27 protein-coding genes and 1 pseudogene are annotated in these 25519 nt (G+C 64.3%); 8 read left to right on the top strand and 20 right to left on the bottom strand.

Annotation, left to right across the window (positions count from 1 at the left end):
* Positions 1–11: 11 nt before the first annotated feature.
* Together D466_RS0113375 and trxC are read right to left on the bottom strand one after the other, a co-directional pair.
* A complete protein-coding gene (locus tag D466_RS0113375) occupies positions 12–1391 on the bottom strand; it encodes a hypothetical protein (protein WP_018914220.1) in 1380 nt (459 codons plus the stop codon).
* Positions 1392–1592: 201 nt separating this feature from the next.
* Positions 1593–2009, bottom strand: a complete 417-nt coding sequence (gene trxC, locus D466_RS0113370; RefSeq protein WP_018914219.1) for a thioredoxin TrxC — start codon at positions 2007–2009, stop codon at positions 1593–1595.
* 197 nt (positions 2010–2206) lie between these two features.
* Between trxC and D466_RS21770 the strand changes: the two genes are divergently transcribed.
* Positions 2207–2788, top strand: coding sequence for a carboxymuconolactone decarboxylase family protein (locus D466_RS21770; protein WP_018914218.1), 582 nt, complete (start codon positions 2207–2209; stop codon positions 2786–2788).
* Positions 2789–2810: 22 nt separating this feature from the next.
* On the opposite strand, the gene D466_RS0113360 is transcribed toward D466_RS21770, so the two are convergent.
* The 5 genes from D466_RS0113360 to D466_RS0113340 are packed head-to-tail and all read right to left on the bottom strand — an operon-like array spanning position 2811 to position 7298.
* Positions 2811–3647: an SDR family oxidoreductase gene (locus D466_RS0113360; protein ID WP_018914217.1), complete on the bottom strand. Its 837-nt coding sequence runs from the start codon at positions 3645–3647 to the stop codon at positions 2811–2813.
* Entirely contained in the window at positions 3644–4288 is a 645-nt protein-coding gene (lptC, locus tag D466_RS0113355) for an LPS export ABC transporter periplasmic protein LptC (protein WP_018914216.1), read from the bottom strand. Before lptC ends, D466_RS0113360 begins: the two co-directional genes overlap by 4 nt.
* A gap of 5 nt (positions 4289–4293) precedes the next feature.
* The gene (locus D466_RS0113350; RefSeq protein WP_018914215.1) at positions 4294–4878 is read right to left on the bottom strand and encodes a hypothetical protein; all 585 of its coding nucleotides are present in this window, start codon (positions 4876–4878) and stop codon (positions 4294–4296) included.
* Entirely contained in the window at positions 4879–5877 is a 999-nt protein-coding gene (locus D466_RS0113345; RefSeq protein ID WP_026285245.1) for an SIS domain-containing protein, read from the bottom strand. It abuts the gene before it with no gap.
* 56 nt (positions 5878–5933) lie between these two features.
* Entirely contained in the window at positions 5934–7298 is a 1365-nt protein-coding gene (locus D466_RS0113340) for an MFS transporter (protein WP_018914213.1), read from the bottom strand.
* A 164-nt stretch (positions 7299–7462) separates the two neighbouring features.
* Here D466_RS0113340 and pyrE point away from each other — a divergent pair, with 164 nt between their 5' ends.
* Both pyrE and D466_RS21765 read left to right on the top strand, forming a co-directional pair.
* Positions 7463–8140 (top strand): orotate phosphoribosyltransferase, encoded by a 678-nt coding sequence (gene pyrE / locus D466_RS0113335; protein ID WP_018914212.1) that lies wholly within the window; start codon positions 7463–7465, stop codon positions 8138–8140.
* Between the two features lie 307 nt (positions 8141–8447).
* Entirely contained in the window at positions 8448–8651 is a 204-nt protein-coding gene (locus tag D466_RS21765; protein ID WP_018914211.1) for a hypothetical protein, read from the top strand.
* Here D466_RS21765 and D466_RS0113325 read toward each other — a convergent pair.
* Positions 8633–9271: an MBL fold metallo-hydrolase gene (locus D466_RS0113325; protein ID WP_018914210.1), complete on the bottom strand. Its 639-nt coding sequence runs from the start codon at positions 9269–9271 to the stop codon at positions 8633–8635. The two genes, D466_RS21765 and D466_RS0113325, sit on opposite strands and share 19 nt — an antisense overlap.
* Positions 9272–9574: 303 nt before the next feature.
* On the opposite strand from D466_RS0113325, the gene D466_RS0113320 reads away from it, so the two are divergent.
* On the top strand, positions 9575–9943 hold the full coding sequence (locus D466_RS0113320; protein WP_018914209.1) for a hypothetical protein: 369 nt from the start codon (positions 9575–9577) through the stop codon (positions 9941–9943).
* Between the two features lie 222 nt (positions 9944–10165).
* Here D466_RS0113320 and D466_RS0113315 read toward each other — a convergent pair whose 3' ends face one another.
* The gene (locus D466_RS0113315) at positions 10166–10468 is read right to left on the bottom strand and encodes an H-NS family nucleoid-associated regulatory protein (RefSeq protein WP_026285243.1); all 303 of its coding nucleotides are present in this window, start codon (positions 10466–10468) and stop codon (positions 10166–10168) included.
* Between the two features lie 346 nt (positions 10469–10814).
* Between D466_RS0113315 and D466_RS24030 the strand changes: the two genes are divergently transcribed.
* Both D466_RS24030 and D466_RS0113305 read left to right on the top strand, forming a co-directional pair.
* Positions 10815–10970 (top strand): hypothetical protein, encoded by a 156-nt coding sequence (locus D466_RS24030; protein ID WP_018914207.1) that lies wholly within the window; start codon positions 10815–10817, stop codon positions 10968–10970.
* Between the two features lie 466 nt (positions 10971–11436).
* Positions 11437–11676: a hypothetical protein gene (locus tag D466_RS0113305; protein WP_156004298.1), complete on the top strand. Its 240-nt coding sequence runs from the start codon at positions 11437–11439 to the stop codon at positions 11674–11676.
* Between the two features lie 279 nt (positions 11677–11955).
* Here the strand turns inward: D466_RS0113305 and D466_RS23395 are convergent, their stop codons facing one another.
* The 6 genes from D466_RS23395 to D466_RS0113285 form a co-directional block, all read right to left on the bottom strand.
* Complete coding sequence (locus D466_RS23395) at positions 11956–12306, bottom strand: type II toxin-antitoxin system PemK/MazF family toxin (RefSeq protein WP_231385725.1); 351 nt, start codon at positions 12304–12306, stop codon at positions 11956–11958.
* On the bottom strand, positions 12293–12526 hold the full coding sequence (locus D466_RS23390; protein WP_026285241.1) for an AbrB/MazE/SpoVT family DNA-binding domain-containing protein: 234 nt from the start codon (positions 12524–12526) through the stop codon (positions 12293–12295). Before D466_RS23390 ends, D466_RS23395 begins: the two co-directional genes overlap by 14 nt.
* 447 nt (positions 12527–12973) lie before the next feature.
* Complete coding sequence (locus D466_RS23385; RefSeq protein ID WP_231385723.1) at positions 12974–13450, bottom strand: hypothetical protein; 477 nt, start codon at positions 13448–13450, stop codon at positions 12974–12976.
* Between the two features lie 191 nt (positions 13451–13641).
* Complete coding sequence (locus tag D466_RS23380) at positions 13642–14565, bottom strand: phage exclusion protein Lit family protein (protein WP_196803479.1); 924 nt, start codon at positions 14563–14565, stop codon at positions 13642–13644.
* Positions 14566–14646: 81 nt separating this feature from the next.
* Entirely contained in the window at positions 14647–15210 is a 564-nt protein-coding gene (locus D466_RS23375; protein WP_081629952.1) for a hypothetical protein, read from the bottom strand.
* A gap of 77 nt (positions 15211–15287) precedes the next feature.
* Positions 15288–16562, bottom strand: coding sequence for a hypothetical protein (locus tag D466_RS0113285; RefSeq protein ID WP_018914204.1), 1275 nt, complete (start codon positions 16560–16562; stop codon positions 15288–15290).
* Positions 16563–16708: 146 nt separating this feature from the next.
* On the opposite strand from D466_RS0113285, the pseudogene D466_RS24020 reads away from it, so the two are divergent.
* Together D466_RS24020 and D466_RS0113275 are read left to right on the top strand one after the other, a co-directional pair.
* A pseudogene (locus tag D466_RS24020) lies at positions 16709–17697 on the top strand (integron integrase); the annotation flags it as partial.
* Positions 17698–17969: 272 nt separating this feature from the next.
* Positions 17970–18968 carry a hypothetical protein gene (locus tag D466_RS0113275; RefSeq protein WP_156004294.1) on the top strand — a complete coding sequence of 333 codons (999 nt, stop codon included), beginning with the start codon at positions 17970–17972 and terminating at the stop codon, positions 18966–18968.
* Between the two features lie 991 nt (positions 18969–19959).
* Here the strand turns inward: D466_RS0113275 and D466_RS21750 are convergent.
* The 5 genes from D466_RS21750 to D466_RS0113255 are packed head-to-tail and all read right to left on the bottom strand — an operon-like array spanning position 19960 to position 25215.
* Positions 19960–20460 (bottom strand): hypothetical protein, encoded by a 501-nt coding sequence (locus D466_RS21750; protein ID WP_018914200.1) that lies wholly within the window; start codon positions 20458–20460, stop codon positions 19960–19962.
* A gap of 4 nt (positions 20461–20464) precedes the next feature.
* Positions 20465–20728 (bottom strand): hypothetical protein, encoded by a 264-nt coding sequence (locus tag D466_RS24475; RefSeq protein ID WP_196803478.1) that lies wholly within the window; start codon positions 20726–20728, stop codon positions 20465–20467.
* 3 nt (positions 20729–20731) lie between these two features.
* Entirely contained in the window at positions 20732–22096 is a 1365-nt protein-coding gene (locus tag D466_RS0113265) for a TniQ family protein (RefSeq protein WP_018914199.1), read from the bottom strand.
* Positions 22097–22112: 16 nt separating this feature from the next.
* Positions 22113–23603 (bottom strand): ATP-binding protein, encoded by a 1491-nt coding sequence (locus D466_RS0113260; RefSeq protein ID WP_018914198.1) that lies wholly within the window; start codon positions 23601–23603, stop codon positions 22113–22115.
* Positions 23604–23607: 4 nt separating this feature from the next.
* Complete coding sequence (locus D466_RS0113255) at positions 23608–25215, bottom strand: hypothetical protein (RefSeq protein WP_018914197.1); 1608 nt, start codon at positions 25213–25215, stop codon at positions 23608–23610.
* Positions 25216–25519: the final 304 nt, after the last annotated feature.

The raw sequence follows: 25519 nt of genomic DNA, 5'->3' as shown, positions 1-25519 counted from the left end.
CGCGGCCGGACTCAGATGGCCGTCCAGACGTAGACGTACAGACTGTTGTTCGAGCTGGCCCCTTGCGAGGATCCGGCGAACTTGTTGTACGTGGTGTACTGCACCCCAAGCCGCAGGTTCTTCTCCGGGTCCACCCAGCTCTTGCCGAAGGGATTCCAATCGAACTCCCAGGTCACGCCCGAAGTCTGCGCGTTGGTGTTGGGGTTGTAAAGGTTCGGATCGGTGCTGCCGGTGACGTTGAAGAACTGGATCGTGGCGCCGTAGGTGTTCTGGTACCAGTAGGCCGCGTTCACGTTCATCGCGTTGAGGGTGTCGCTGTTGTTCGACGTCGCCCCGGTCGAGTAGCTCTGCGTGAAGTCCTGGCGCTCGTGCATGTACAGCCCGTTGACCGACCAGATCCCGGTGTCGCCGAAGTACTGGTAGCTGGCGTCGACGCCAAGATCCTTGTAGGTCTCGTCGGGCCCGTTGCCGCTGATCGTGGGGTCGCCGTTGGGGTTCTGCGGATTCAGCTTGGTCTGCATTCCCAGCACGCCGAACTCATAGCTGTTCGAACCCACCGAGTTGGAGTAGTTGAAGCGCCAGTACGGGGCATAACCCGTGACCATGCCGCCGCCCGCGACCAGGTCCCCGTTCACGCCGGCCGCGTCGTTGAGCGGATCGGCCGAACCGCCCGCGTGCAACCGGTTGCCCCACCAGTTGGACATCTGGTGGTACAGGCCCAGTTCGCCGTACCAGTGGTTGTCGACCAGGGTGTAGACCGTAGCGCCGAGCACGTGCCCGCCCAGGTCCTCGATGATCGGGGTCTGCCCGTAGCCCGCGCCGAAGGGGCTGGTCATGAAGCCGAACTGCCAGGCCGGCACGGTGTTCCACACGTCGGACACCGTCGGGTTGTTGTTCAGCGAGACGCCGAAGATGCCGCTGGTGGAGCCAATCTTGTACTCGTTGGCGAAGCGCAGGTCGGAGTTGTCCAGCGCGATGTTCTGCGAGCCCGGATCCGAATAGGTGGCCTGGGCCAGCACGCCCACGTGGTCGCTCAGGCGCCCCGCCAGGAACACGGAAGCCTGTTGCAGCGCGGTGACGTTGTCGTTGGCGCTGAAACCGGCCGGCGGCGCGCTGTTGTCGGCCGTGGTGTGGGTGTAGGAGGCCACGAGCATCGCCGACAGCGGGATGTCGTGCTTGGCGCTGCCGCCCTTCAGGGTGTAGCCGCCGAGCTTGAAGGCGCGGCCGAAGGGCGTGAGCTGCGGGCCGAAGCCGCCGACGTGGCAGGCCACGCAGTCCTGGCCGGTCTGGCGCGCGAAGGCCGGCACGGCATGCGCCGGCGCGGCCGTCAGGCCGACGAAGGCCAGGGCGCCGAGACCCTGGAGCAGGCCGCGCACGCGGGTCAGCGACATGCGGGCCAGCGACAGGCGGGCCCGCGAGGTGGCAAGCGGTCCGCCGTGCGGCGGCCGCGGTGAAGCGAGAGCGAGATTTCTTGTCATGATGGCCCCCTTTGGGCACGAGCAGGGGAAAAACCCCCTTGCAACTCATGCTAGGGAACCACCCAGGTCCCGGCGCTTGACCAGGGTCAACAGACCCCGAGACGTCACGACTGGTTACAACCCCGCCCAGCGCACGATCTCTCGTGCGGGCATCGCGCCGCTGTGACGGCGTACTTCCTGACCGTTGCGAAAAAGCAGCAAGGTGGGAATGCTGCGGATCCGATGGCGCACCGAAGCCTGCGGGTTGTCGTCGGAATTCACCTTGGCCAGCACGGCGCGCCCCTGCAGCAACTGCGCGGCCTGCTCGAACTGCGGCGCCATCGTGCGGCAAGGGCCGCACCACGGCGCCCAGAAGTCCACCAGCAGCGGCAACTCGCTGCGCGCGACGAAACGCTCGAAATCGGCATCGCCCAGGGCCAGGGGCTCGGGCCCGAACAGCGCCTGGTGGCAGCTTCCGCATTGGGGGTGCTGCTGCAAGCGTTCCTCCGGAACGCGGTTGATGGCCGAGCAATGGGGGCAGACGACGTGCATGGTGACTCCCGCGAAACGAGGATGCCGGCGCCTGGGCCGGCGGCATGTACTCCGCTAGGTATATGGGGCGGCGCGGAGCCGGCTTCAAGCCCCCGGCTCGCGCGACGCGCGGCCCCCTCCGGTACTTCAACAGCCTGCCTAGCTACGGTACGCTGCGTGCGCCAACCTCCCTCCCCGTTCCAGGAGCCCCGACGACCATGCCGCGCATTCCCTACCTGCCCGCCGACCTGGCCGACCCCGCCGAGCTGGTGGCGGCGATCCGCCGGCGGCGCGGCGGGGACCTGCTCAAGCTCGACCGCATGCTGCTGTACAGCCCGGAATTCGCGGCGGGCTGGAACGCGCTGCTGGGGGCGGTGCGCACGCGCCTGCGGCTCGACGCGCGGCTGCGCGAGCTGGCCATCTGCGCGGTGGCCCGGCTCAACGGCGCCGCCTACGAGTTCGAGCAGCACGCTCCCGAGTTCCTCGCCGCGGGCGGCACGCAGCAGCAGCTCGACGCGCTGGACGACGTGGACGCCGCCAGCCGCGACGAGGCGCGCTTCGATGCGCGCGAACGCGCGGTGCTCGGCCTGACCCGGGGCATGACCCGCGACGTACGCCCCGCGCAGCCGGAATTCGCCGCCGCCGCCGCCCAGTTCCCGCGGCAGGAACTGGTGGAACTGGTGGGGGTCGTGGCCAGCTACAACATGGTCTCGCGCTTCCTGGTCGCGCTGGGCGTGCACAGCGAGCTCGACGAGATCGGCGAGACCGACAGAACCGACGCGGCCGGGCAGGCCGGCTGAGCCCGGCGGGCTCGGCGCAAGCTCAGGACGGATCGTCCTCCGGCGCGCGGCGCGGCTTGCGCCCCTGCAGGCGCGCCACGCGGTCCCACAAGGCGCGCGGCAGCACGTGCATCAGCTTGCTCAGCACGGCCATGGGCCAGGGGATGGTGGCGTAGGCGCGGCCGCGGTCGATGGCGCGCAGGGCACGCCGCGCGAAGGCGTGGGCGTCCAGCAGGAAGGGCATGGGGAAGGGGTTGCCGGCCGTCATCGGCGTGGCGATGAAGCCGGGGCTGACCGTGACCACGCGCACCCCGCTGCCGCGCAATTCCACGCGCAGGCTCTCCAGCGAATGGATCAGCGCCGCCTTGCTGGCGCTGTAGGCGGCATGCCCGGGCAGCCCGCGCACCCCGGCGACGCTGGCGATGGCCGCCAGCGTGCCCGAACCGCGCGCCCGCATCGGGGCGATGAACGGCGACAGCGTGGCCAGCGCCGCCAGCCAGTTGCTGTGCATGATCTCGCCGGCCACCTGCAGGTCCGGGCCGTGGGAGAGGTCGACGCCGTGGCTGATGCCGGCCGCGGCCACCACCACCTGCGGGCAGCCCCAGTCCTGCAGCAGGCGCACCGCGTGCTCGCACCAGGCCTGCCGGTCGCGCAGGTCGAGGCTGATCAGGCGCAGGCGCGCCGGGTCCACCACCTGCAGGCCCTGCGCCTGCGCGCAGGCCATGGCGGTGGCGTCCAGCGCGCTGCCGCGGCGTCCGACCAGCACCACGCGCCAGCCGCGCGCGGCGTAGGCCTGGGCCAGCGCCGCGCCGATGCCGCTGGAAGCGCCGGTGATCACCGCCACCGAGGCCTCGCCGCGCGCCGCGCCGGCGGCCGTCACGGCGCCGCCCCCTGGCGCAGGCTGCCGCGCACGGCGCCGTGCATGCTGAAGGTGCCGTCCAGACCGTTCATCTGCAGGTCACCGCCCGAGAACTCCGAGTCGCCCTGGCGCACGGTGCTGGGGCGGTTGGATCGGATGCGCCGCTCCTGCGGGAACACGTTGAGGAAGGTGCTGCGCACGGTGATGGTCTGCGCCTTCGGCGCCTCGCGCCGCAGCACGGCCTGGCCGTACAACTGCACGTTGCTGCCGTCGGCATTGCTCAGCCCCACGTCGGCGCTGGCCAGGGTCACCGCGCCCTGGGCGTCGTGCACGCGCAGGCGCGGCTGCACGATGCGCACCGTCTGGTTGCCGGGAATGTGTTCCATGGCGGCGCCGCTGAGTTCCGCGCTGGAATGCCCCAGGCTGTCGAAATTGCGGGTCTGGAAGTCCCGCAGGAAATAGTCGGGCTTCTGCGGGGCGGCGGCAGAGCTGCCGCCGCGGTGGATGGCCAGCAGCGCCTCGCGCGCCACCCAGGCGCTGAAGCCGGCCAGCAGCAGCATCATCGCCAGCGGCAGCATGCTGGACACGCGGCGCCACCACAGGAACAGGTCCGGGCGCGCGCGCCTGCCGCGCGGGGGCCTGGCCGGCCGCGGCGGCGTCATGGCGCTCACTCCCCGCGCACCGCCTGCTCCAGCAGGGCGGCGTAGGCGCCCTGCGCGCACAGCAGCAGGTCGCAGAGTTCGCGTACCGCGCCCTGCCCGCCGCCGGCGCGCGTGCGGTAATGCACCCGGGCCAGCACCTCGGGGTGGGACTGCGGCGGGCAGGCCGCCAGGCGCGCGCGCGCCAGCAGCGGCAGGTCGGGCCAGTCGTCGCCGATCACGGCCGCCTGCTCCCAGTCCACGCCCAGCTCGCGCAACACACCCTCGGCGCCCGGCAGCTTGTGGCTGCGCCCGAGCACGGCGTGCTCCAGCAGGCCGAGCTCGCGCAGGCGCGCGCGCAGGGCCGGGCTGTCGCGCCCCGACACCACCGCCGGGCGCACGCCGCAGGAGGCCAGCAGCTTCAGGCCGTGGCCGTCCAGGGTGCTGAAGCGCTTGAGCTGCTCGCCGTCGGCTCCCACCAGCAGGTCGCCGGGCGTGAGCACGCCGTCCACGTCCAGCAGCAGCACGCGCACCGGCTGGGCGCGCAGCAGGATGTCGGGGTCGAAGGCGGCCCGCGGGGCGACGTCGAAAGGAGCGGATTCGTTCACGGCCACTCAGACCACCTTGGCGTCGAACAGGTCGTGCATGTGCAGCGCGCCGATCACCTGCTCGTGTTCGTCGACCACCAGCATCTGGCTGATGCGGTGGCGCTCCATGCTCTGCACCGCCTCCACCGCCAGCGCCTGGGCGCCGATGGTGCGCGGCTTCGGGTGCATCGCCTCGCCGGCGCTGAGGCTGCGCAGGTCGACCCCGCGCTCGACCAGGCGGCGCAGGTCGCCGTCGGTGATCACGCCGCGCAGGCGCTGCTGCGCGTCGACCACGGCGGTCATGCCCAGGCCCTTGCGAGTCATCTCCAGCAAGGCCTCGGAGAAGGAAGCGCTCTCCCTCACGCGCGGCACGCGCTCGCCGACGCGCATGACGTCGGCCACGTGGGTCAGCAGCCGGCGCCCCAGCGCGCCGCCGGGATGGGTGCGCGCGAAGTCCTCGGCGCCGAAGCCGCGTGCGTCCAGCACCGCCACCGCCAGCGCGTCGCCCAGCGCGAGTTGCGCGGTGGTGCTGGTGGTGGGCGCCAGGCGCAGCGGGCAGGCCTCGCGCTCGACGGCGCAATCCAGGTGGATGTCCGCGTAGCGCGCCAGCGTGGAATCGGCCCGTCCGGTGATGGAGATCAGGCGCGTGCCCATGCGCTTGACCAGGGGCACGATGCGGGTGAGCTCCTCCACCTCGCCGGAGTTGGACATGGCGATGAACACGTCCTGCTCGGTGACCATGCCGAGGTCGCCGTGGCTGGCCTCGGCCGGATGCACGAAATACGCCGGGGTTCCGGTGGAAGCCAGCGTGGCGGCCAGCTTGCGCGCCACGTGCCCGCTCTTGCCCATGCCGGAGACGACCACCCGGCCCTTGCATTCCAGCAGGCTGCGCACGGCCTGCGCGAAGGCCGAGGCCAGGGGTTCGCGTTCGACGCGGTCGGCCAGCGCCTGCACCGCGGCGGCTTCGATCTGCAGGGTTTCGCGCGCCAGGCGCAAGGCCTTGTCGGGGGAGAAGTCCGATCTCATCGACCGCAGTATAGGCAGCGGGCGGGCGCCGCGCCGCCGCCGCGCGTGCCCGCAGATCAGGCGGCCGCGCCCGGTGGCTGGTCGCGCTGCTCGATCAGGCGGCGCAGCGCCAGCAGCATGAGCAGTCCGGGCGCCGCGCTGGCCACGCTGAACAGGTAGAAACCGGGCCAGCCCAGGTGCAGCGCCAGGTAGCCGCTCAGCGGGCCCACGTACACCCGCCCCACCGCCGACAGCGCCGACAGCAGCGCGAACTGCGTGGCCGAGTAGCGCGTGTCGCACAGCGCCGACAGGAAGGCCACGAAGGCCGCCGTGCCCATGCCCGCCGTGAAATTCTCCACCCCCACGGCGCCGGCCATCAGCGGCAGCGAGGCCGGAAGCACCGCCAGGCCCCAGTAGGCCAGGTTCGACAGGCCCTGGGCCAGCCCGAACACCATCAGCGAGCGCCACAGCCCCAGGCGCGCCAGCCAGGCGCCGCCCAGCAGCGCGCCGGCGATGGTGGCCAGCAGGCCCATGCTCTTGTAGACCAGTCCCACCTGCGCCGGGCTGTAGCCGGCGCCGCGGATCAGGAAGGTGGTCGACAAGGCCCCGGCGAAGGCGTCGCCGAGCTTGTAGAGCACGATGGCCACCAGCAGCGCCACCGCCTGCGGACGCCCGAAGAACTCCCGCGCCGGCTCCAGCACCGCCTCGCGCAGCGTGGACGGCGCCGGCAGCCCCGCCGGAGGCCGCGGCGCCCACAGCGTGGCCAGCATGCACAGGGCCATCACCGCGCCCATGGCCGCGTACATGCCGCGCCAGCCCAGCCACTCGGCGGCCAGCCACAGCGCCAGGCCGCCGGACACCACCATGCCCAGGCGGTAGCCCAGCACGATCACCGCCGCGCCGGCGCCGCGCTGCTCCGGCGGCAGCAGATCGGTGCGGTAGGCGTCGATGACCACGTCCTGCGAGGCCGACACGAAGGCCAGCGCCACCGCCAGCACCACCACCGGCAGCAGCCGGGCCTGCGCGGCGGGCAGGGTCCCGGTGAGTGCGCTCAGCCACGACGGCAACGCCGTGCCCTCCGGAATGCCCGACCAGGCCATGGCCCCCAGCAGCAAGGCCAGGCCCGCCTGCAGCGGCAGCAGCCAGGCACGCCGGCGCCCCAGGCGCCCGGCCAGGCCGGGCAGTTCCACGCGGTCCATCAGCGGCGCCCACAGGAACTTGAACACGTAGGCCTGGCCGATCAGCGTGGCCAGGCCGATGGCCTGCAGGCTGGCCCCGCGCACCGTCAGCCAGGCCTGCAGCGTGCCCGAGCTCAGGGCCAGCGGCAGCCCCGAAGAAAAGCCCAGGAACAGCATGGAAGCGACGCCGCGGTTGGCGAACACCGCGCGCAGCGTGGTGGCGGAAGGTGGCTGGCGTCGGGAGGCGGACACGGGCATGGGCATCGGGGACAGGCGCCACGGCCGATTCCCGCCGATGCGCGGGGTGGCGGGCAGGCCGTAGCATAGCGGGCGCTCGCGCCCGTGCAGGGGCGCTGCCGAGCCCGCGCGCGGCCCCGCTGCCGAGCCCGCCCTGCCCATCCACGCCCCCGCCCCCGCCCATCGCCGCCATGTCCGAACCCAGCAGCCTCGCCAAGGAATTCGTCCGTTTCGCCGTCGACAGCGGAGTCATCCGCTTCGGCTCCTTCGTCACCAAGGCCGGGCGCCAGACCCCGTATTTCTTCAACGCGGGCCTGTTCAACGACGGCGAGCGCCTGGGTCGCCTGGCCGGCTTCTACGCCGATGCGCTGCTGGCCAGCGGCATCGAGTTCGACATGCTGTTCGGCCCGGCCTACAAGGGCATCGCCCTGGCGGCGGCGCTGTCCGTGGAACTGGCGCGCCGCGGGCGCAACGTGGGCTTCGCCTACAACCGCAAGGAAGCCAAGGACCACGGCGAGGGCGGCAACCTGATCGGCGCGCCGGTGCAGGGGCGCGTGGTGATCGTCGACGACGTGATCTCCGCCGGCACCGCGGTGGGCGAATCGGTGCGCCTGCTGCGCGGCGCCGGCGCCCAGCCGGCCGCCGTGCTGATCGCGCTGGACCGCCAGGAGAAGGCCGCGGTGGCCGGCAGCACCCTGCCCCATTCGGCCGTGCAGCACGCGCAGAGCGAACACCACCTGCCGGTGGTGGCCATCGCCGACCTGGACGCGCTGCTGGCCGTGCTCGACGCCGCGCGCGACCCCGAACTGGCACGCTGGCTGCCCGAGGTGGCCGACTACCGGGCCCGCTACGGCGTCAGCCGCGGCTGAGCCGCGAGCCCCGGCCGGGGGCCGGTTTCCGGCTCTGTCGCCGCATGGCGACAGGGCGCCAGCTCGCGTTTGCGCGCTTCCGAGACAAGGCCGGGTCCACGCTGTCGCCGCAAAGCGACGAAATCGCGGCCCGCGTCATACGACGCAATGCCTGCCGCGCCGCGCGGACTCCGCTTCGGCGGGGATTTTTCCGTGCGGAATCGGACACTTGCGCAAGCATGCGGCGGCGCGCCCGGGCGCTAGCACGGGAATTGCTCAATGGATCGGGAAAGCCCGGCAGGACGCCGGCCCACCTGAGGAGACCGCCATGAGCACGAATTCACGCCCCGGACGCAGCAGCCGTGTCGACCACGACGCAATGTTCGCCCTCGCGCTGCAACGTGCCTGCGCGTGCGAACCGATCCATGTCTCGCAGGGCGCGAGCACGGCCAGCGCGCTGTTCGCCCGTGCCGGGCGCGTGCTGCCGATGCCCACGGCCGCGGCGCAGGCCGATCAGGTCCCGCCCACGTAGGGGTTGCTGCGCCGCTCGGCGCCGAAGCTCGACTCCGGCCCATGGCCGGGAATGAACACCGTGTCGTCACCCATGGGCCACAGCCGGGTGACGATGCTGTCGATCAGCTGCTGATGGTTGCCGCGCGGGAAATCGGTGCGCCCGATGGACCCCGCGAACAGCACGTCGCCCACCCAGCAACGCCGCGCCGGCGCGTGGTGGAACACCACGTGGCCCGGCGTGTGCCCCGGGCAGTGGCGCACCTCGAACTCCAGCTCGCCGAGCTCCAGCCGGTCGCCGTCGACCAGCCAGCGCGTCGGCGTGAAAGCCTGCGCGGGCGGAAAGCCGAACATCTGCGACTGCTGCGGCAGCATGTCGATCCAGAACTGGTCGTCGCGATGCGGCCCGACGATGGGCACGTCCAGGCGCTGCGCCAGCTCGCCGGCTGCGCCGGCATGGTCGATGTGCGCATGGGTCAGCCAGATCGCCCCCACGCGCAGCTCGCGCCGCGCGGCCTCGCCCAGCAGGCGCTCGACCTCGCCCCCCGGATCCGTGAACACCGCCTCGCCGGTGGCGTCGTCCCAGAGCAGGCAACAGTTCTGGGCGAAGGGGGTGACGGGGAGGATCTGGTAGCGGAGCATGGGGCCGGGAGGTGTCGGATAACAAAGTGTCAAAACCGAGAACAAAGTGTCAAACGCCTCTTCTTTTTCCGCCTGCGGGGAGGAAACAGAGTGTTGAAGCGCCTTGTTCGATAGGGAGATTTTGCCTGTCCGCTGCTGAGGATGCCGGGTCGCGCCGTTGACTCCGCATTCGAGACCGTCGAGTCTGGTCGGCGCAGGCACGCGCATCGAGCGACCCAAGCGCCATCGGCCGCGGGAATGGATTGAAAATGTGCGTGCACTGTGCGTAGGATGTGCACACTGGGAACCACCAAGGAGATCCCGATGCCAGCGCTTTCCGCGGATGTGCTTGAGTCCATGCGCGAGCCGGGCACCTCCCGGCTGTCCCCCTCCAGGCTCGCCGCGCTGCTCGAGATGCAGCAGCAAGAGCTGGCGGCTCTGGCAGGCGTTCATCGCAACACCTTGCGACTACATTCAGAATCGCCACGCCTGCAGGCCAGGCTGCGCGACCTCGTAACGGTGTTGTCGGCTGCGGCGGCCGTTCAAACCGATTGGCTGCGACTGGTCTTTTTCGTCAAAAACGAACCTGTTGCTGCGTTCCGCCACAAGACCTTGCTGCAAGTCGTCCAGGAAGGCCGAACGGACGACGCGATCGTATATCTCGAGTCCATCGCCGCCGGCTTCGCCGGATGAAAGCCCGCCAAGTTCGCTGGTTTGGGCGCCCCCTTCGCGCGGCCACCGGCAGCAACAACCCGGTCCAGTTCGCTCCGGTGCGAAATGCTTGGGTTGGTGGCCACCAAGCCGGCAGAAGCCCAGTTGCGCCAACTCAGCGGTGCACGACCACTGGAAGAGCTATTGAGGCCAGGGCCCACGCGCACGACTCTGGACGCGAAGCGTCATGGCCGCCGCCACCGCTCAAACTGCGAAGTGCTCCTTTGTCCGCCCTTTCGCCACTTCGGCGGCAAGCCAGCGCGGCATCTTCCCACGCCCCGTCCACGTCTCGCCCGTGGCCACATTGCGGTACTTGACGGCGACCGTTTGCCCCCGCCGAGAACTACGCACCGCACGGCCCATGTCGAGATCCGCGGCGGAGATGCCGAATTCGGCCATCTTGGCGCGAATGTCTCGAATCACCGTCGCCACCTCGGCCCGGCGCTGGGCCTCAGCTTGCTGCATGAGAGATGCAATCTGCGCGGAAAGTTCTTGGTATGTTGGCATCGATTTCTCCAGATGTTGGCGTTAAGCCCAAACAATACCTGAAATTTGCAAGGCAGACCTCCCCTGTAGCCGCAAAATGCCCCAACAGCAAAGTTCCGCCGGCCCGAATGGCTCGATGGAAGAGCGCCGGATCTGTCGTTCGACTGATGACTGTCGCGTCATCGACAGAATGCTTGTCAGAAAATCCACGGGACACACTTCTCCATGAACCCGGGCACGCCACATGTGAATCAGCCCCCCACTCAATCGATTCATCTTAGGCGCTCGACTTGCGGGATGTAATGATCTCAGGGCAATCGATGTTCACGTCCGGGCCCTAACCATTGACACCGTGGGGCAATGGATCATGGATCACACGACGCAGATGAACTTCATCCTGGACGAACGGGTCGGAATGCCAGTGCTGAACCTGTTGGAAGCCTTCCTGCACTGCCAACTACGGCCGGTGTTCGAGGGCTTCGACAGTCAACGCGCCGAGCCTGGACGTCCGCCGATACGCTGAGCGCTCCGCCATGTGCACAACGCCCGGTGGAATCCTGGTTGCGCTGCTGACCAGTTTCGCCCGAAAATCGCCTCCGCAGTTGAAGCTGACATTGACGCGCGGCTCTCGGTGAGAGCGAGCATGCCGTGCTTGTGCAGAAGCTCCACTCGCGGCTTGGAGGGCCGCGATCATTCCCTTGTCGAACGACAACCCTCGAAGTGCGCAGCGGCGCGTGATGGGCATGTTCATGGACACCATCGGCACCTTCGAAACTCTCCATGACCATGCGCCCCAGATTTACGGCGATCGAGCCGAGGCAATTCGGGCTGATCGTGGACGCTGTTTCAGCGTGATCGCGGTCGACGGGGGCCGTGCAAGCGATTCATTGAGCCGGCATAGGCTGGCCGCTTTTTGCGGCCGCGCCCATGCCCACGATCAGAAACACGATTCATCACACCGCAAGGAACCGAGAAACTAGGAGGATCAAATGGAACAAGGAAACGTGTCAACACTGATGAATCTACTCCCTCTTGTCATCATGACGATCCCACTGGGCTTCATCGCCCGCATGTTGGCAAGAGAGAAGGGGCGCAACGTCACGCTATGGACCGTGCTTGGCTTCGTTCCGTTGATCAACTACTTCTGCCTCGCTTTTTTCATTGGCGCAGTTAACCTTCGCCTTGAGAAGAAGCTTGACCAGCTTCTTGAACTGCAGGGCAAACGTTAACGGGCCCTCTCAAGCTGGACTGGGTGGTCGGACATGTTTTGGACCAGGCTGGTCCGACCGGTCACTGCATCGCCATGGCAGACATCGCGAACGCGCGGGGCAACAAGGGCGCAACCGCGGAGTTTGCTGTCCATGGCAAGGTTGAACAGGGCAAGTTCCCGGACGCGCGCTTCATTTGAAGGTTGACCCGTATTGCCCAGACGTCCTCCAACGTCAGCGGTGCTTTATGCCAGGAAGGCTTGAGCCCATCCGCCGCGCTCGAAGCCCCGGCCGATCAGGTCAGGGCAGCAGCAGCCTGATCTTCGCGCCCACGTCGAGCGTGCATTGGGTCGTGACGGATGCGAACTTGGAAGCGTTACACGAGCGCCAGTCAAGGCATCGGACTTGGTCGGCCAGCGCGACGCCCGTCACCTTGCCGGCCGATGGCGTTACCGCGACTTCGAAGGGGTGTCCCTTGACTTGGCTCGTCACGGGGCAACAAAGCATCAAGACGCTCTTGCCGTTGTAACTCGCGGGAGAGAGGACCAGCGCCGGACGGCGGCCAGCTTGCTCATGCCCAGCTTGAGGCGTGAGTCCAGCCACACCACATCGCCGCGTTCCGGCGCATCGTGCCCCGTCACCAAGCCTCATCTCCCACAGCGGGTCCTACGACGGCCAAATCGTGGCTATTCGCTGGGGTCATCTTCGCCAGCAAGTCTTCGAGGCTTTCGCGTGTCGGCTCAATGACCAGCTTACCCCCCTCGACCCGAAGGTCAAGGCTCTGCCCGACTTGCATGCCAGCGTCTTTCAGCGCAGGCGCAGGAATGCGCAATGCGGCGCTGTTGCCCCACTTTTGAATCTCGACACGCATGGGATTCTCCCGACTCCAAAGTAGCTACATTATAGATACTCTTGGGGGCGCAACGACACACACCCGGTGCCAGCTCGAGCGGACGATTAATCCGCACCGACTCGATGCACATGAAGTGGCGCCAGGCGCCGTGGGGCAGGTTGCCAAGCGCGCGGGCGCCGTCGGCAACCTTAGTATGTTGGCGCATCCAGCAGCGCGGGGCACCCCCCGCGCAAGCATCGCAGGAAGGGGCCAATGACCGATGTAGCCGTCGAGCAATCGCTTGATGGGTGCCGTGAATGGCAGGACCTCGGCCTTTGCGGTCTTCCGACTTCATCTGGTCCGGGGCAGGTTTCGACCCGTTGCTACCGTTGCGCTTTGAGAAAAGCTGTCGTCCAACGCTCGCCATAACCGGCGCGCAGAAGCGGAGCGCAGCGTAGCTTTTGCGCGTCCGAGTTGATGGCGTGGTTAGGCATCTGCTCGCCTCTTCACGCGCTCATTGCGCCAATGCTCTAGAAGCTCAGTGCTTCCTGATGCCACCTCAATGAGCATTTGCAGTGAGAGGACCGCACCGGGAACAATTCCCGCTTCATCAATCTCCTGTCCATCGAAGTCTGGATTGGTCGGGATTTCTACGTTCGCTACCCACCATACGCCAATCTTGCGCAACAGCCCCACTAGATCAGTGAACTGAGTTTCGTGGGCGGACTCGACTTGCCCAGTCACCACGGCGAAGAGCTGGTGAGCTAGTTGATTGCGGGTGCTCTTTATCTTTTCAAAGATGATCAAGTCTTCATCGTCAATGGCATCGTTCGCGCGTAGCCATTGAAGAGACGCATAGAGCGGGCTCTTGTTGTTGGACAGCACCTTGGAGTGGTACTCAGCCCCAACAGTGGGCCCATGCTCATCAAATCCGTTTGTATAAAAGCCGCGAACGTCGTCCACGATCGAGTCCTTGAGGATCTCGAATGTGGTGATAAACATCGTCGCCAGAAATAGCGACGGCCTGACTACCTCAGGATCAAGGAATCGATCCCACTTGTCAGCAGTGTTTGTCATTAGATGCCCAACGCCTGCGACAAACGGCGCGAGGAACGAGCGTCCGGCGACCAAAGGGAGCGAATTTGATTGCTTTGTTATATCCCATTCTCAAGATCTGAGATTAGGTCCAAGCATAGCGACTTGTAATTATTTACGACCTTCGGCTGAATTGCTATTGAATAATATTTTAGCAACGCAAGGGCGAATGAAGAAAAATACAGCCAGAACCAGTCATCATCCGATAAGTTGACATCCTTCACAGTCGCCGACCAACGCCCGTGAATCGGTGGATGAGTCTCTGAACCGGCGAGACGACCTTTTCCTGTTGCGAAAAGGATAAAGGCGGATGCTAGAGCGATCCCCATCATACGCTTCATCCTAACCTTTTCCTCGGGGTACCCACTGCTTGTGGCGTACTGATTGATTCTGGATATCATCATATCCTTCGCAAACTCATCACAGCAATATTCCTCGTCCTTCGGATCTTCCGGTGAATTGCCTTCAGCTGAGAAAATAATGTGCTTCAGTTCATGTAAAAACACAAAAGCCGTCGCCATGCACGTTAGATCATATATTGCAGCGCGCTCTGCATCTGATGGCCTACCCTTCTCTGGTTCTGGAATACCAACAGGCCATTCAAAGTCATCTTCATGAAATGCAGTACTAAGGTCTTTCACGGAACCAAGTATCGACTTGAAAGTTTCATCTTCTGCCGCCTGATCTGGAATTCTGCTTATTTCGTTGATATCGAGAGTGTCACCCCTTGATTTGAACAATACGATCAACGAAGCATAACAGTGTAGCGCCTGCCTTCCGGCATAACCGAAAAGCCACATTTGACGCGTTGATCTGCTGGTGTATTGGATCGCGGAGAACCCTCCAGCATCCAAGTTAAATCCTTCGCGGTCGCCAATCAGGCGAAACTGGGCATCATAATAATTAACGATAGACTCAATCTCTGATGCTCTCTCAGGAACAACACCGTCGAATAGTTTGCGGACAGTGTCTGTCGTTTCCACTACCCCTCCTATGGCATATAACGTGCGAGCTCAGCCGACTGCAGACAGCGTAGCTGGCTGACGGTCGGCTGGAGCGGACTGTTAGACCTCGTTCGCATTTAGCACCTCGCCGTTTTCTAAAGACTCAAGGTAGCACTCAAGGTTTCCCGCGATTTTCTCGAGTACGCGGGGTAGATACGGAACAAGGTCTTCAAAACGTTCGGCAGCAGGAGCGGGGCCACCATGGTAATAACGGCAGTGCTCCAAGATGTCCCTGCGTTCCTCGGTAGGTAGTTGTGACAACGGATCGCGGTCGTTGTAGTCGTGAAGGCCAGACAGATGGATGAACGCACACCCGAATTTGTACACGGACTGTGTCCAACCTTGAAGCGCCTGAGCAAGCTCAACCATTTCCTTATCTGTGACCTTCGCGCGCGAAGCTTCCTGTGACCATTTCTCGCCGCACACTGAAGCGTCGATTAGTAGTTCCCGGCGCTCTGGAGTTTGCGTGAGTAAGTAGATAACACGAACCATTGAATCCAGTTCTTGCCGCAACACAGAAACCATTTGCCCTGCAAGTCTGGCCCTGGCGAGAAGTTCCATTGCTCGCTGATGCTCCAGCGAACGGCTGCGGACTTGGCGGAGGAAGATGGCGAGATTCGACATGAGAGGTCTAACGTCTGACATAACCGGCGCTGCGCGACTTCATCGCGCAGCGCCCGTGTTGATGGATGAGTTGGGCCTCAGATGTCCCATATCTCACCCTTCTCCAAGTGCTCTTGAAGCTCGGGCGGATTCCGACGAACCTTGGGATGGTTTGCAAGAACAAGGCGCAGCGTACGGAGCGCGTCGTAGGCGTCAATCATAATTTTGCGCTGTTCCTTGAAGTAGGTCAGGTCGAAGATGTTTTCATTCACGGCATGGGCTGGCTTCTGCCGGAGACGGCGAACCGTTCGGAATGCCGTGAACATACTTTCGAAGGGCTTCGGGTCTGCCGGACGAAAGTACTTGCGGAGCCACTCCTCCAACAGTGCGAGAGTGCCTTTTTGCCTTACCTCAATCTTTCCATCGGGTCGCGTCTTATCCTCTTCAAGAGGTACATCGTTCTCGAAGAACGCCTTGTCGATGTTGTCCGATAACATCTTGTCCAGTAGCAAAACGAAGGCATTGAACTCTGCAAGCGTTGGGCGAAGCAGGAAGCCAAACTCTTTCGGCCTCTCAGACTGAAACACATTCCGGAATAGCGCTGGCTTTCCAATTAGCGCGGCCATTTGGTTGATGACCTTCAGCTCCAGTGTGAACGCCTCGAATATTGAGATTCGGGTGCCCCAATCACCGAGAATGCTGTTGCGGTAATAATCAGGGTGGAGTTTGTAGTCACCAGAAAGCATCTTGGCGTGCCACACACGCTGATGCTCTGGACTCAGATCTGCCAAGTAGCGCAGAAATACCGCGACTGCGCGGTTCAGGTCTTTGTCATATGCAAAGCCAAAGGATTGCATGAGCACTTGGTCATGCTTCGGCATCGACGGGTTCTCGAAGTACTCATCCTTGATCGAAATGGAGCCGTTAATAAAGTCGGTTTCGTAGTAGTACCGTGGATCATTCCGATAATGCTCTAATACGGAGAGATCAAATGCGCGGTACTCCAACTGCCCATAGCCCCGCGCGAGCTCCAATTCGAATGGGCGACCTTCGAATTGTGAATCTAAGGGGAGCTTTGCTAGGTGCTTCTTTCCTGGATACACACTGACAGAGTCAGTGAGGCCCAACTCCTTCAGGAACTCAAGCTGCTGCCCATGAGTGATGTGGGAGAATGCCTTGATGTGAGGGTTCGGGTGAGCGTTGCCAAAAAGCAGATCGATTTCTTCGGACTTGACCAATCTCTCAAGCAATTCACCTGTAGCGAGCATGTCGAGTCCGAGGTGCTTTCGAAGTGTCCTGACTGGCACACCGTTGAAGTCTCGCGAAGAGAGATAGAACTCGGTGATGTAGTCGAGAACGGCCGAGTCGGTCATGTTGCCTCTGAGGCCCAACGTAATGTATTCCGCAAGCTCTGTAAAATAAACTGGCCGGTGCGGGATATTCTGGCAAAAGCTTGCGCTGCGAAGTGACTTGCAGACTGGGTTTCGGATGAATAGACCGTGAAAAAACACAGGTCTAAATAAACCATAAAACCCGGCATGCCCGTGCGCACGCGGTTCGCCTGCTCGATCAGCTTCGCGAGCGCATCCGCTACATGCATTATAGCCTCAGCACCGAGAAGGCTTATGTGTATTGGGTTCGCTTTTTCATTCGGTGGAATGGGCGGGGCGGGGTTATGCGGCATCCGCGTGAGATGGGCGAGGCCGCAGTAGAAGCTTTCCTCACGATGCTGGCGACTGAACGCCATGTGTCGGCCTCCACGCACAATCGGGCGCTCAGCGCCTTGCTGTTTTTGTACCGCGAGGTGCTGGGCGTGAATCTGCCCTGGCTCGACGGTGTGAACCGCCCGGCGCAGAAGCGCCGCATTCCCAGTGTGCTGACCCAGGATGAGGTGGCGGCGCTGTTTCAATTTCTGGACGGCGAGATGGCCTTGCTGGCGAGACTGCTGTATGGCACGGGCATGCGTTTGTTGGAGGGATTGCGCCTGCGCGTCAAGGACGTGGATTTTGACCGCCATGCGATCATCGTGCGCGAAGCCAAGGGCAACAAGGGCCGGGTGGTCATGCTGCCGCAGTCGCTTGCGCCAGCCTTGCGGTAGCAGATGCGAGAGGCCCGTGCGCTGCGGGAACGCGACCGGAAAACCGGGCGCGGCGGGGTGCAGACGCGCCGCCTGCGCTGGATCAGAAGTATCCCAACGTGGGGCATCGCTGGGGATGGTTCTGGGTGTTTCCATCGCCAACCTTGTCGGTGGACCCGGCCACGGGTGTGGAGCGCCGCCACCATTTGTTTGAAGAACGGCTCCAGCGCGCCATCAAGAAGGCCGTCGCAGACGCAGGGATTGCCAAGCCCGTCTCCGTGCACACCTTGCGCCATTCCTTCGCGACGCATCTGCTGCAATCGGGCACGGACATCCGCACGGTGCAGGAATTGCTGGAGCACTCGGACGTGAGCACCACCATGATCCACACCCATGTGCTCAAGGTGGCGGCGGGCGGCACCGGCCAGCCCGCTGGATGCATTGGCGCTGGAGCGTTGAGTGACCGTTTTCCGGAATGTGTGCGACCGACTGCAACGGGTCGTGACCGGCCACTAGGTCGAATCCGGCGAGAGTCCGTTCAGGCCGAGGAGCGGTCTGGCGAGGCCATGTGACCCACACGGGAGCGGATCCCCAGAAATCGTCCGTTCCTCGCCCCGTTTCAGATGAGGGCCTGCCCTTCTCGCTTATCCTACCCGTCGCCCGCGGGCGAGCGTTGCGAGCAAGGAACCTGGAGGGGAGCCCCATGAAGCGGTCACTCATAAGTGCCATTGGCTATTGCGCCTTGACTGTGGCTGCGCACGCTGCTGACATTTCCGGCACGTACGTCGGCACCGCACCAAATTCATCCGTAATGCTCCAGTTGGTGCAAAGTCAAGGCGGCAACGTTCTGGGGCGATTCGAGCAGTTCTACGTCGCCCCCCGCGGGACCCAGGTCCAGATCATCAACGGTACCGTGAATGGCGCTGCCGGCGGCCACACCGTGGTGCTGCAAATCAAGCTTGCCGAGGCCTTCGGCGGGACGATTCCGGCATCTGGGGACCTCGATGGCAACACCATGGACCTGTCGGGCGGGCGCATGGGAGCCAACTTTGACTTCCACCTGGTGCGGTCGAGCGCGGCAGCCTTCCAGAGCCAGCTCCGGCGCCTCGACACGCTGGCCAGCGCGCAGGCTCAGATGCAAGCTGAAGCGGCGACGGCGAAGAAACAGTTGAAGCAAATGCAGGAACGACGCGACAACGTGGTATCCGCCACGCACGAACTGCGCCAGTTCGATGATCAGGTTCCTGCGATCATTGTGACCATACGCGCGATCACCAAGACCTTCTCGCAGTACACGACGATCATGCGCGGTAAGCTCGCGAAGGAAGGGGAGGTGTACAACGGCGCCGGATCGTTCCCAAGAAATCAGATCGCCTTCGAGATCAATGACATCGGCTTCCGTGCGCAAGATCAGCGCTATGCGCTAAATGATCAGGAAATGTCAATGCACTACGCCCATGGGCAGATCCCGCAACCGTCGACACAGGGCGAAGTTGGCCGGGCCACACGCTTTTGCACCGAACCGGCGCAAATGAGAACCGCCTCCTGCGCGGATTTCGCCGCGTCGCTCGCCAGCTACCGGGAGACCGTGGACAAGCTCGAAGACGTGTTTGCCAAGGCAGAGGCGGCGTGGTCGACGGAGCACGCTGCGCAGCGTGAGATCAAGGTACAGGCTTTCGACCTGGCTGGTCTGAGCCGATAGTCGCCTACTGGCCAGCACAGAATCTCTGCACCCACGCCGACCTCGGTTCTGGGTCGACACCAGCCTCTGGCGTTTGCGACGCGAGTGGCTGCAATGGCCGATGTGCCGTCGCCACGCTTCGCCCGCTCAGGCGGAAAGGCCCCTCACGCCACTCGCATGTCCATCGAGCACGCATTGAGCTCCTTCCATGCTCATGGACATGGGCGAGAGAGCACAATGACGAGGGGGTGCGAGGTCTTGTGATGAGTGACCGCTTGCGACCAACCAGAAGCGTTACGTGTGCATGAGGCGAAGGGCTGCAACGGGTCGAGAGTGCCCGTTGGCAGTCGCGTGAAGCCAACGCTCTGAAGAGCGATGCCTCCAGTGACTGCTGGCCGCTGCACACCGGTCATCGCGGCAGCATATGTCCAACGACTGTTCTGGCCGATAGGCGTTCGCTTGGACCGACACAGCAGCTACGAGGACGCAGTGCGCGCCGGCATCGAAGTGGCGAAGCGTGTGATCGACCATCAATTCGGAACGCCTGGCTTCCAGCGCACCGTCGATCGATAGAGCTGTCTCGCGGCCGGCCACAGAGGCAGCCCATCGCACGGTGACAGTTCGCTTTTTGTGGCTACGTCCTTGTCCGTTTTGCGACGAGACATGCGCCTGTGTTTTGTCGTCATGGAAGTCTCGCCTCCGCCGCCTATGTCCCAGCGCCGCCAGGCTCGCTCCGGCCAAATTGACATGTGGTGGCTTGCCTAGCGAAGTGTAGGAGCGGCATCGTGCCGGCGGCGCGTTCCATACATCTCGAGCTCGCACGCGATCCCGCAGAAGTGAGCCTGTTCCCAGCAACGCCTGCCAACGGGCACAACGGGGCGGGGTGATGCGCATCGACTAGCGTCGCCAACGCCGCCGAGACAGCCAACGAAGTGGGCCTGCGAAGCCCGCAGGTGCTTCCTTCGCGCCCCGCAGGAAGCCATGAAGAAGGTCTCGTAGTGCGTGCATGGTTTCAGTCGATCCGTGACGCGCTGTCCCCGGGGTTGCCCAAACCGTGGCGGTGCAGCCAGTCCCATCGAAGGCACATCGCGTCGTGCAATGCGTTGTGGGCGTACTCCCCCTCCCAATGACCAATCCAGTCAACGTCCGTCCGGACGTTGCGCCCCCGTACGCGCGCGGGCACCTGCTCAAGCAGCTCGGTGAAGAGCCCCCAATCGACGTCCGCCTCGTACAAGACTTCGATCTCGCCGGGAATGGTTCCGAGCCACGCGATCAATGCGTAGCGAAGCTCGAGGCCGTGCATTGCTCCGCCGGCCGCGATGCCACTGCCGGGCATCGGCTGATACAGCATGGGCAGCACCGCGCGACGCACAAAGTCGCTGCACGAAGCCAGATCGAAATCATCTCGAACGCCATAGAAGCGATGCGCGGCATCCTCGGACACGAGGCCAATGGAGATGAGCGATGGCGCCTCGAAGCTGGTGAACTCGCAATCCAGGAAAAGGCGTTGCATGGCCCTACCTTCCTCGTCCGCCTCGCCTTTGACCTTTCTGCACCATCGGCCGGGAATCGTCCGGATGACCGATCGCTGTTTGGCCAAGCGACTCGCCTTGCCTGCCGAGCCTGCGGTTCAAGCCCCAGACGACAACGGCCTGCAGCGCGCCAACGGCGGCGAGCAACACGTAGTAGCGCAGGTGCACATGCCGCACCACACACACGACAAGGAGAGCAAACATGGCCATCGCGCCCATGAATGCGTGACGTCGAACATAGCTTGCCATTTTCTACACCTTTGGATCCATAGGGCCGGAAGTCGAGCGCAGAAGGTCCAGCTGCCGGGGCCGGCGCTCGGGAATCGTTGCCAGCAGTTGCACAAGGTCCTCCTTCGCGTATCGACCCAGCCAGGCAACCGCTGCCTTGCAATCGCGATGAATCGCAGTTCGAGAGCACCCAGGATGCTGGGTCACGTACTGACGGATGGCCTCAAGCGCCTCGTGTCGCCGCTGGGATGCATGCGCCTCTGCAATGAACTGGCCGCCACGACATCCCTCGAGCTCCAGATGCCTGCGCAGCGTGACGACGGAGATCCCAAGGGCCTTGGCTGCGCACTTGAGCGACCCGTGGCTGAGGATCAGCTCCATGACGTTGGGCGGAAGCGCGAAGCGTGGGGCCGACCAAAAGCAGCCCTGGCCGCGCTCATCCCAGATTTCGGTGGACGCCGCCGGCGCGAGGAAGCCGCTCGTCAACGCGCCCAGCGAATGCTCGGGGTGGATGGCACACCACAGCATGAGCCACAGTACGGGGTGTTCCTCCCGGCGCCGTCGCAAGAGCGCATGCACCCAAAGCCCATCTGCGATGCGCGACTGCGACGGCTGCGCGTCACGCATCGCTCTCGCGAGATCGGTGCCACGGAACCATCGAGCCAACCGGGCCCCATCCACCGGGAACTGCCAGCTGGCGACACCGGCGGTTCGTAAGCCATGCAGCGCTGCCGACCGGACAAGATCCAGTTCGATGGCATCCACACCAATGCACGCCCAGGCAAGATGCGCGAGACGCTGCAGGATCCGTCCCACGACGGGTGACCAGGCGACTTCCTCGGTTGCGCCCATGGCAGCCTTGGCCGCTGGGGGAAGAAGCCAGGTCGAGGCCTTGACCTTCAGCGTCCGCAACGGATTTCCATGGTCGAGGCATACGTGGGCGCAAATGAGCTGGTGGGCCAGGCGCCAGCGCGCAATTCCGATCGCCGAGACATCCTTGAGCACGCACTCGTCGCAGTAGCGCAGATCCCTCGCGGCGATTGCGCTGGCCGGCATGCCGATCCGGGTCACCCATCCGCTGCCCGAGGTGCCCTCAAAATACGTCCGGATCTGCTCGCGTCGATGAGGGTGCAGGAACGGCCAATACAGGCCGGTCGCCGTGCGGGTGCGCAGGATCGACTCGACGGAGCCAAGGGCGCCATGCGTGGCATCGACAAAGTGCCGAAGATGCATCGGCGCGTCTCGCTCGCGCACGGCGTGCTCGCCTCCGAACAGAACGGACGAGGTCCTGCGGGCCGAGCCGTTGCCGCAAACCTGGTGGAAGCGCGCGCACCAGGAGTACAGGGTTTCATCACCCTGCCAGCTTGGGACGAACGCCAGGGACGACACGGCTGGAAGTCCTGCGCTACTGGGACTCCAGCCCGCTCGCGGTGCGCATGTTGGCAAGGAGGTTGCCCCTCCATTGCGGCGATCCAGGCTCGGTGGAGTTCACCTGTCCGCCAGGTTGGCGCTTGCCTCGCGACGAGGCTCCCTTGGCCTTGACCTTGGCCTTCGCGGGAGCCTCTTGCGGCTGGCCCTGTTCATCCCCCGCGGCCACCGGCCCGCTCCGCGGTGAAGCGGCCGCCGTGCTCGCCGCCGCAGGAGCCGCGTCAGCGGCCCATAGCGCCTTGTAGACGCCACTCGGAATGTCCACGTAGGCCCCGAGGGCGTTGGCGTCGCGACGAACGAACGCTTCGATCCGGGGACGTATGGGGATCATCATCTCGCTGGTCCGGTAGACGGCGTCGACCAGTTCTGCGGTGACGCGCCGAAGGCCACACCGAAGCGCATGCATCTGCACGGCGCGGCGAAGTCGGGAGACGTACCGAGGAAATCCCGCCGTGCGCCGCCAGATGAATCCCTCCAGTGTCTGGTCCAACGGGTGATCGGAAAACGGCCGATACGGCTCGTCCGGCTCCTCCAGGAGAGTGGGCAGCCACAGGGAGGGGATCCACTGGTTCTTCCAGGTCTCGCTTTCGTGGCTGAAGCTCGGCTGGGTCTCGAACCAGCCGCTCTCGGAGAAGCGGTCGACATCCTGGCTGAACGTACGAAGCACCTTGAAGGCCAGGGGATTGCCGATGAGCAGCGTCGGCACCCCCCAGTTCAGCAGACGAAGGAAGAAGGTCAGGAAGTCGGAACCGAATTCGTTGACGGCGAGGTTTCGCTCCTGCGCCTCCTCGATCACGAGCAGCCCGCAGCGGTGGACCGCGAGCAGGTGCAGAAACACCACCAGGCGCTTCTCCACAGTCCAGTTCGACCCCTTGTACTGCTCGGAATAGTTCTCCCCGAGCGCCTTGTCGAGTTCGAGGAAGGCCCCCTGCAGGAAGCCACCGCGCGTTCCATCGGATGGCATGTGGACTTTGAGCCAGACCAACTGCTTGAGCGATCGCCACCCCGCATCCTCGTTGGGCCCATGCTCGATGACCTGATGGTGCAAGCGCAAGAACGCATCGATGGCATGCGACTTGCCTGTTCCGGTGATACCTTGAATCACGGCGCCGTTGGCATAGGACGCCCACCAACGGGCCTCCTCGATCGTTTGTCCCTTCTGGCTTCCCGACTCGAAGATGAACCGCCGGTTCCGCTCCTCCCGCGGGTCGCGGTGGTGCAGCCCGGTGTAGAGCATGTCCTGGATGTGCGACGCGATCTTCAGGGTCTGGGGGGTCGGCACCAGGATCTGCTTGAAGACATGAACCAGGTCCTGGCGCATCGCGATCGGAATCTCTGCAACATTCTCCGGAGTGATCGGGCTCACGCGGAGCTTTTCGTAGAGCTGCGCATCGCTCATGCGCGGTGGGAGTCCCGCGACGAGAGGGTTGGATTGCATGGCTTGAAGCATCTGCTGAAGCACGTTCATGGGGCTACTCCTGGGAGACAGTGGGATCGGATCCCTGCCGCAGGGACTGGTGGACCAGGGCCTCGAAGGGATCGTGCATAGCCGCGTCGGACGGTCGTGGGACGGCCATGCTGGTGGCCTCCTGCGTGACTGCGCTCGCGCGAGCCTCGCTCTGGAGGGATTGGGTGAACCGCGGCATGCCGGTCATGGCCGCCAACTCCTCGGCCTTGTTCTTTCGGATGTCCTTGTTCAGGGAAGTCTTGCTGGGGACCTTCCCCGCCTCCTTCAGTTCGCGCAGTTCGGCCTTGCGTTCCTTGTCGGCGCGTGCGGTTGCACGTTGGGTCTCCTCGATGCGGTTGACCGCGGCTTGCGTACGCGCGGTGGCTCCGAGGTGCTTTTCCATCCGTTGGTCTTGCATCAGTCCGAGCCAGTCCAAGAGCGTCAGCTCGCGCCGTTCGGGGTCGTGGGTGACGAGGTCGACCTTCTGAAGGCCTTCGAGGTGAATCCACGCTTCGCTGGGATAGGAGGGGTTCAGATGCACCCTGACGTTCTTGGATGATTTGTAGGAAGACAGGACATGACTGTTCAGCCATTCGCTGCGGTAGACGAGGCCGGGAATCACGCGCCGGGTTTTCGTCATAGGATCGAGCAGATGCACGCCGTCCTGGTAAATCACGCCCTTCAGGGTGGGCAGGCAGCGCACGCGCAAGCTGTCGAGATTGCGGGGCGTCGAGGCGACGTAGCCGTTTTGCTGCATCCACAGAATGACGCCGCGACGTGTTGGCTCCACACCGGCCCGGCGCATCTCGAGGGTCGGAAGCTCGATGATTTCCTGGTTGTTGTGATACAGGATCTCGTTGATGAGCAGCGCCATGTACTCGGGAAAATTCAGTCGGGCGAGTTCCGCCCGCGAGGGCTCCCCGCGCTTCCTGACCCGCCCCATCGTCGAGCCCGGCGTGCGATGATCCACCCGGCCTTGCTTCTTTTTGTGGTCCGATTCCAGCGGTGACTTGTTCAGCGAGTTGTAGGCGGGCCCGAAGGACGCTCCAATTTCCGCTTCTTGCATGGCATCCATGGCATCGCGTCCCTTGGGCTCACCGTTGTCGCCAGGGTGTCGGTGGAAGGTCGTTGCCAGCCAATCGTTCTCCTCGATATGGATGCCGTAACGAGCGCAGAAGTCCACCTTGCTCTCGGCCGCGTGAAGAATGGCCAGGAGAGTCGTCATCGCGGACACGTTCTCAAACCCGGCGTGCAGCCCGAAGATGTAGTTCGAAGTGCCCTCCATGACCACCGTCCGCCACGGAGATCCGATGACCTTCAAACGCGAGACGCAGGACACCAGCGTCTGATCCGTGGCGGTGCTGTCGATGTAGGCCACCTCGTTGTAGGCCGACGACCTGCCCTTCATGCTGCCCATGCGCGCAGCGCGCCGGATCGCGTCGGGCGAAAGGCCCAACGGGCCTACCTTGGCTTTGAGAACCGCCTCGGCGCGCTCACCCCAGTACTTGAACTGCTCGACGGTGTATTGCTTGACCTCCTCCTTCAGCTTGACGTCAGCCTTGACGCCGTCGAACGCGACGCTTTCCACGAAGAAGTGATGCTTGGTCTTTTCGAACGCCTCTGTGATCGACACTCCAGGCTTGCGAAACTGTGTGCGCCGATGCAATTCTGAGCCACCGTGCCGACCCAATAGTGAGCCAGGGATGGGAGCCGGTCTGATGATGTCCGGCGGTGGATAAGTGTAGGTCGTGGCCTGGGTCGGTGATCTCCTGGTGGTCGGTTTGATCGAGGGGGAAGCCGTGGAGGGCGTAGCCCGGAACGGCTTCCCCCTCGGTGTCTTAGGTGGTCTGTGCTGGCGCCTTGCGAGCCTGTTCCCGGCTCTTGATCCGCGTCCTGGCGTCGGCACTGGAGCGCATGAAGCGGATCGACTCGTTGCC

This window comes from Thiomonas sp. FB-6 (assembly GCF_000377645.1).
Taxonomy (GTDB): Bacteria; Pseudomonadota; Gammaproteobacteria; order Burkholderiales; family Burkholderiaceae_C; genus Thiomonas_A.
The sequence above is the reverse complement of the archived record's forward strand: the minus strand, read 5'-3'. Positions and strand labels throughout refer to the sequence as shown.

What these genes read in the sequence shown, in the direction of transcription:
- D466_RS0113320 (WP_018914209.1), top strand. Translation starts at nt 9,575, where the DNA reads ATGCCAGCGCTTTCCGCGGATGTGCTTGAGTCCATGCGCGAGCCGGGC.
- D466_RS0113285 (WP_018914204.1), bottom strand. Translation starts at nt 16,562, where the DNA reads ATGACCGACTCGGCCGTTCTCGACTACATCACCGAGTTCTATCTCTCT.
- D466_RS23395 (WP_231385725.1), bottom strand. Translation starts at nt 12,306, where the DNA reads ATGAGGCTTGGTGACGGGGCACGATGCGCCGGAACGCGGCGATGTGGT.
- D466_RS21765 (WP_018914211.1), top strand. Translation starts at nt 8,448, where the DNA reads ATGAGCACGAATTCACGCCCCGGACGCAGCAGCCGTGTCGACCACGAC.
- D466_RS0113325 (WP_018914210.1), bottom strand. Translation starts at nt 9,271, where the DNA reads ATGCTCCGCTACCAGATCCTCCCCGTCACCCCCTTCGCCCAGAACTGT.
- D466_RS23390 (WP_026285241.1), bottom strand. Translation starts at nt 12,526, where the DNA reads ATGCGTGTCGAGATTCAAAAGTGGGGCAACAGCGCCGCATTGCGCATT.
- D466_RS0113260 (WP_018914198.1), bottom strand. Translation starts at nt 23,603, where the DNA reads ATGAACGTGCTTCAGCAGATGCTTCAAGCCATGCAATCCAACCCTCTC.
- D466_RS23375 (WP_081629952.1), bottom strand. Translation starts at nt 15,210, where the DNA reads ATGTCGAATCTCGCCATCTTCCTCCGCCAAGTCCGCAGCCGTTCGCTG.
- lptC (WP_018914216.1), bottom strand. Translation starts at nt 4,288, where the DNA reads ATGACGCCGCCGCGGCCGGCCAGGCCCCCGCGCGGCAGGCGCGCGCGC.
- D466_RS21750 (WP_018914200.1), bottom strand. Translation starts at nt 20,460, where the DNA reads ATGCAACGCCTTTTCCTGGATTGCGAGTTCACCAGCTTCGAGGCGCCA.
- pyrE (WP_018914212.1), top strand. Translation starts at nt 7,463, where the DNA reads ATGTCCGAACCCAGCAGCCTCGCCAAGGAATTCGTCCGTTTCGCCGTC.
- D466_RS0113345 (WP_026285245.1), bottom strand. Translation starts at nt 5,877, where the DNA reads ATGAGATCGGACTTCTCCCCCGACAAGGCCTTGCGCCTGGCGCGCGAA.
- D466_RS0113315 (WP_026285243.1), bottom strand. Translation starts at nt 10,468, where the DNA reads ATGCCAACATACCAAGAACTTTCCGCGCAGATTGCATCTCTCATGCAG.
- D466_RS21770 (WP_018914218.1), top strand. Translation starts at nt 2,207, where the DNA reads ATGCCGCGCATTCCCTACCTGCCCGCCGACCTGGCCGACCCCGCCGAG.
- D466_RS24475 (WP_196803478.1), bottom strand. Translation starts at nt 20,728, where the DNA reads ATGGCAAGCTATGTTCGACGTCACGCATTCATGGGCGCGATGGCCATG.
- D466_RS0113340 (WP_018914213.1), bottom strand. Translation starts at nt 7,298, where the DNA reads ATGCCCATGCCCGTGTCCGCCTCCCGACGCCAGCCACCTTCCGCCACC.
- D466_RS0113305 (WP_156004298.1), top strand. Translation starts at nt 11,437, where the DNA reads ATGGAACAAGGAAACGTGTCAACACTGATGAATCTACTCCCTCTTGTC.
- D466_RS0113375 (WP_018914220.1), bottom strand. Translation starts at nt 1,391, where the DNA reads ATGTCGCTGACCCGCGTGCGCGGCCTGCTCCAGGGTCTCGGCGCCCTG.
- D466_RS24030 (WP_018914207.1), top strand. Translation starts at nt 10,815, where the DNA reads ATGGATCACACGACGCAGATGAACTTCATCCTGGACGAACGGGTCGGA.
- trxC (WP_018914219.1), bottom strand. Translation starts at nt 2,009, where the DNA reads ATGCACGTCGTCTGCCCCCATTGCTCGGCCATCAACCGCGTTCCGGAG.
- D466_RS0113275 (WP_156004294.1), top strand. Translation starts at nt 17,970, where the DNA reads ATGAAGCGGTCACTCATAAGTGCCATTGGCTATTGCGCCTTGACTGTG.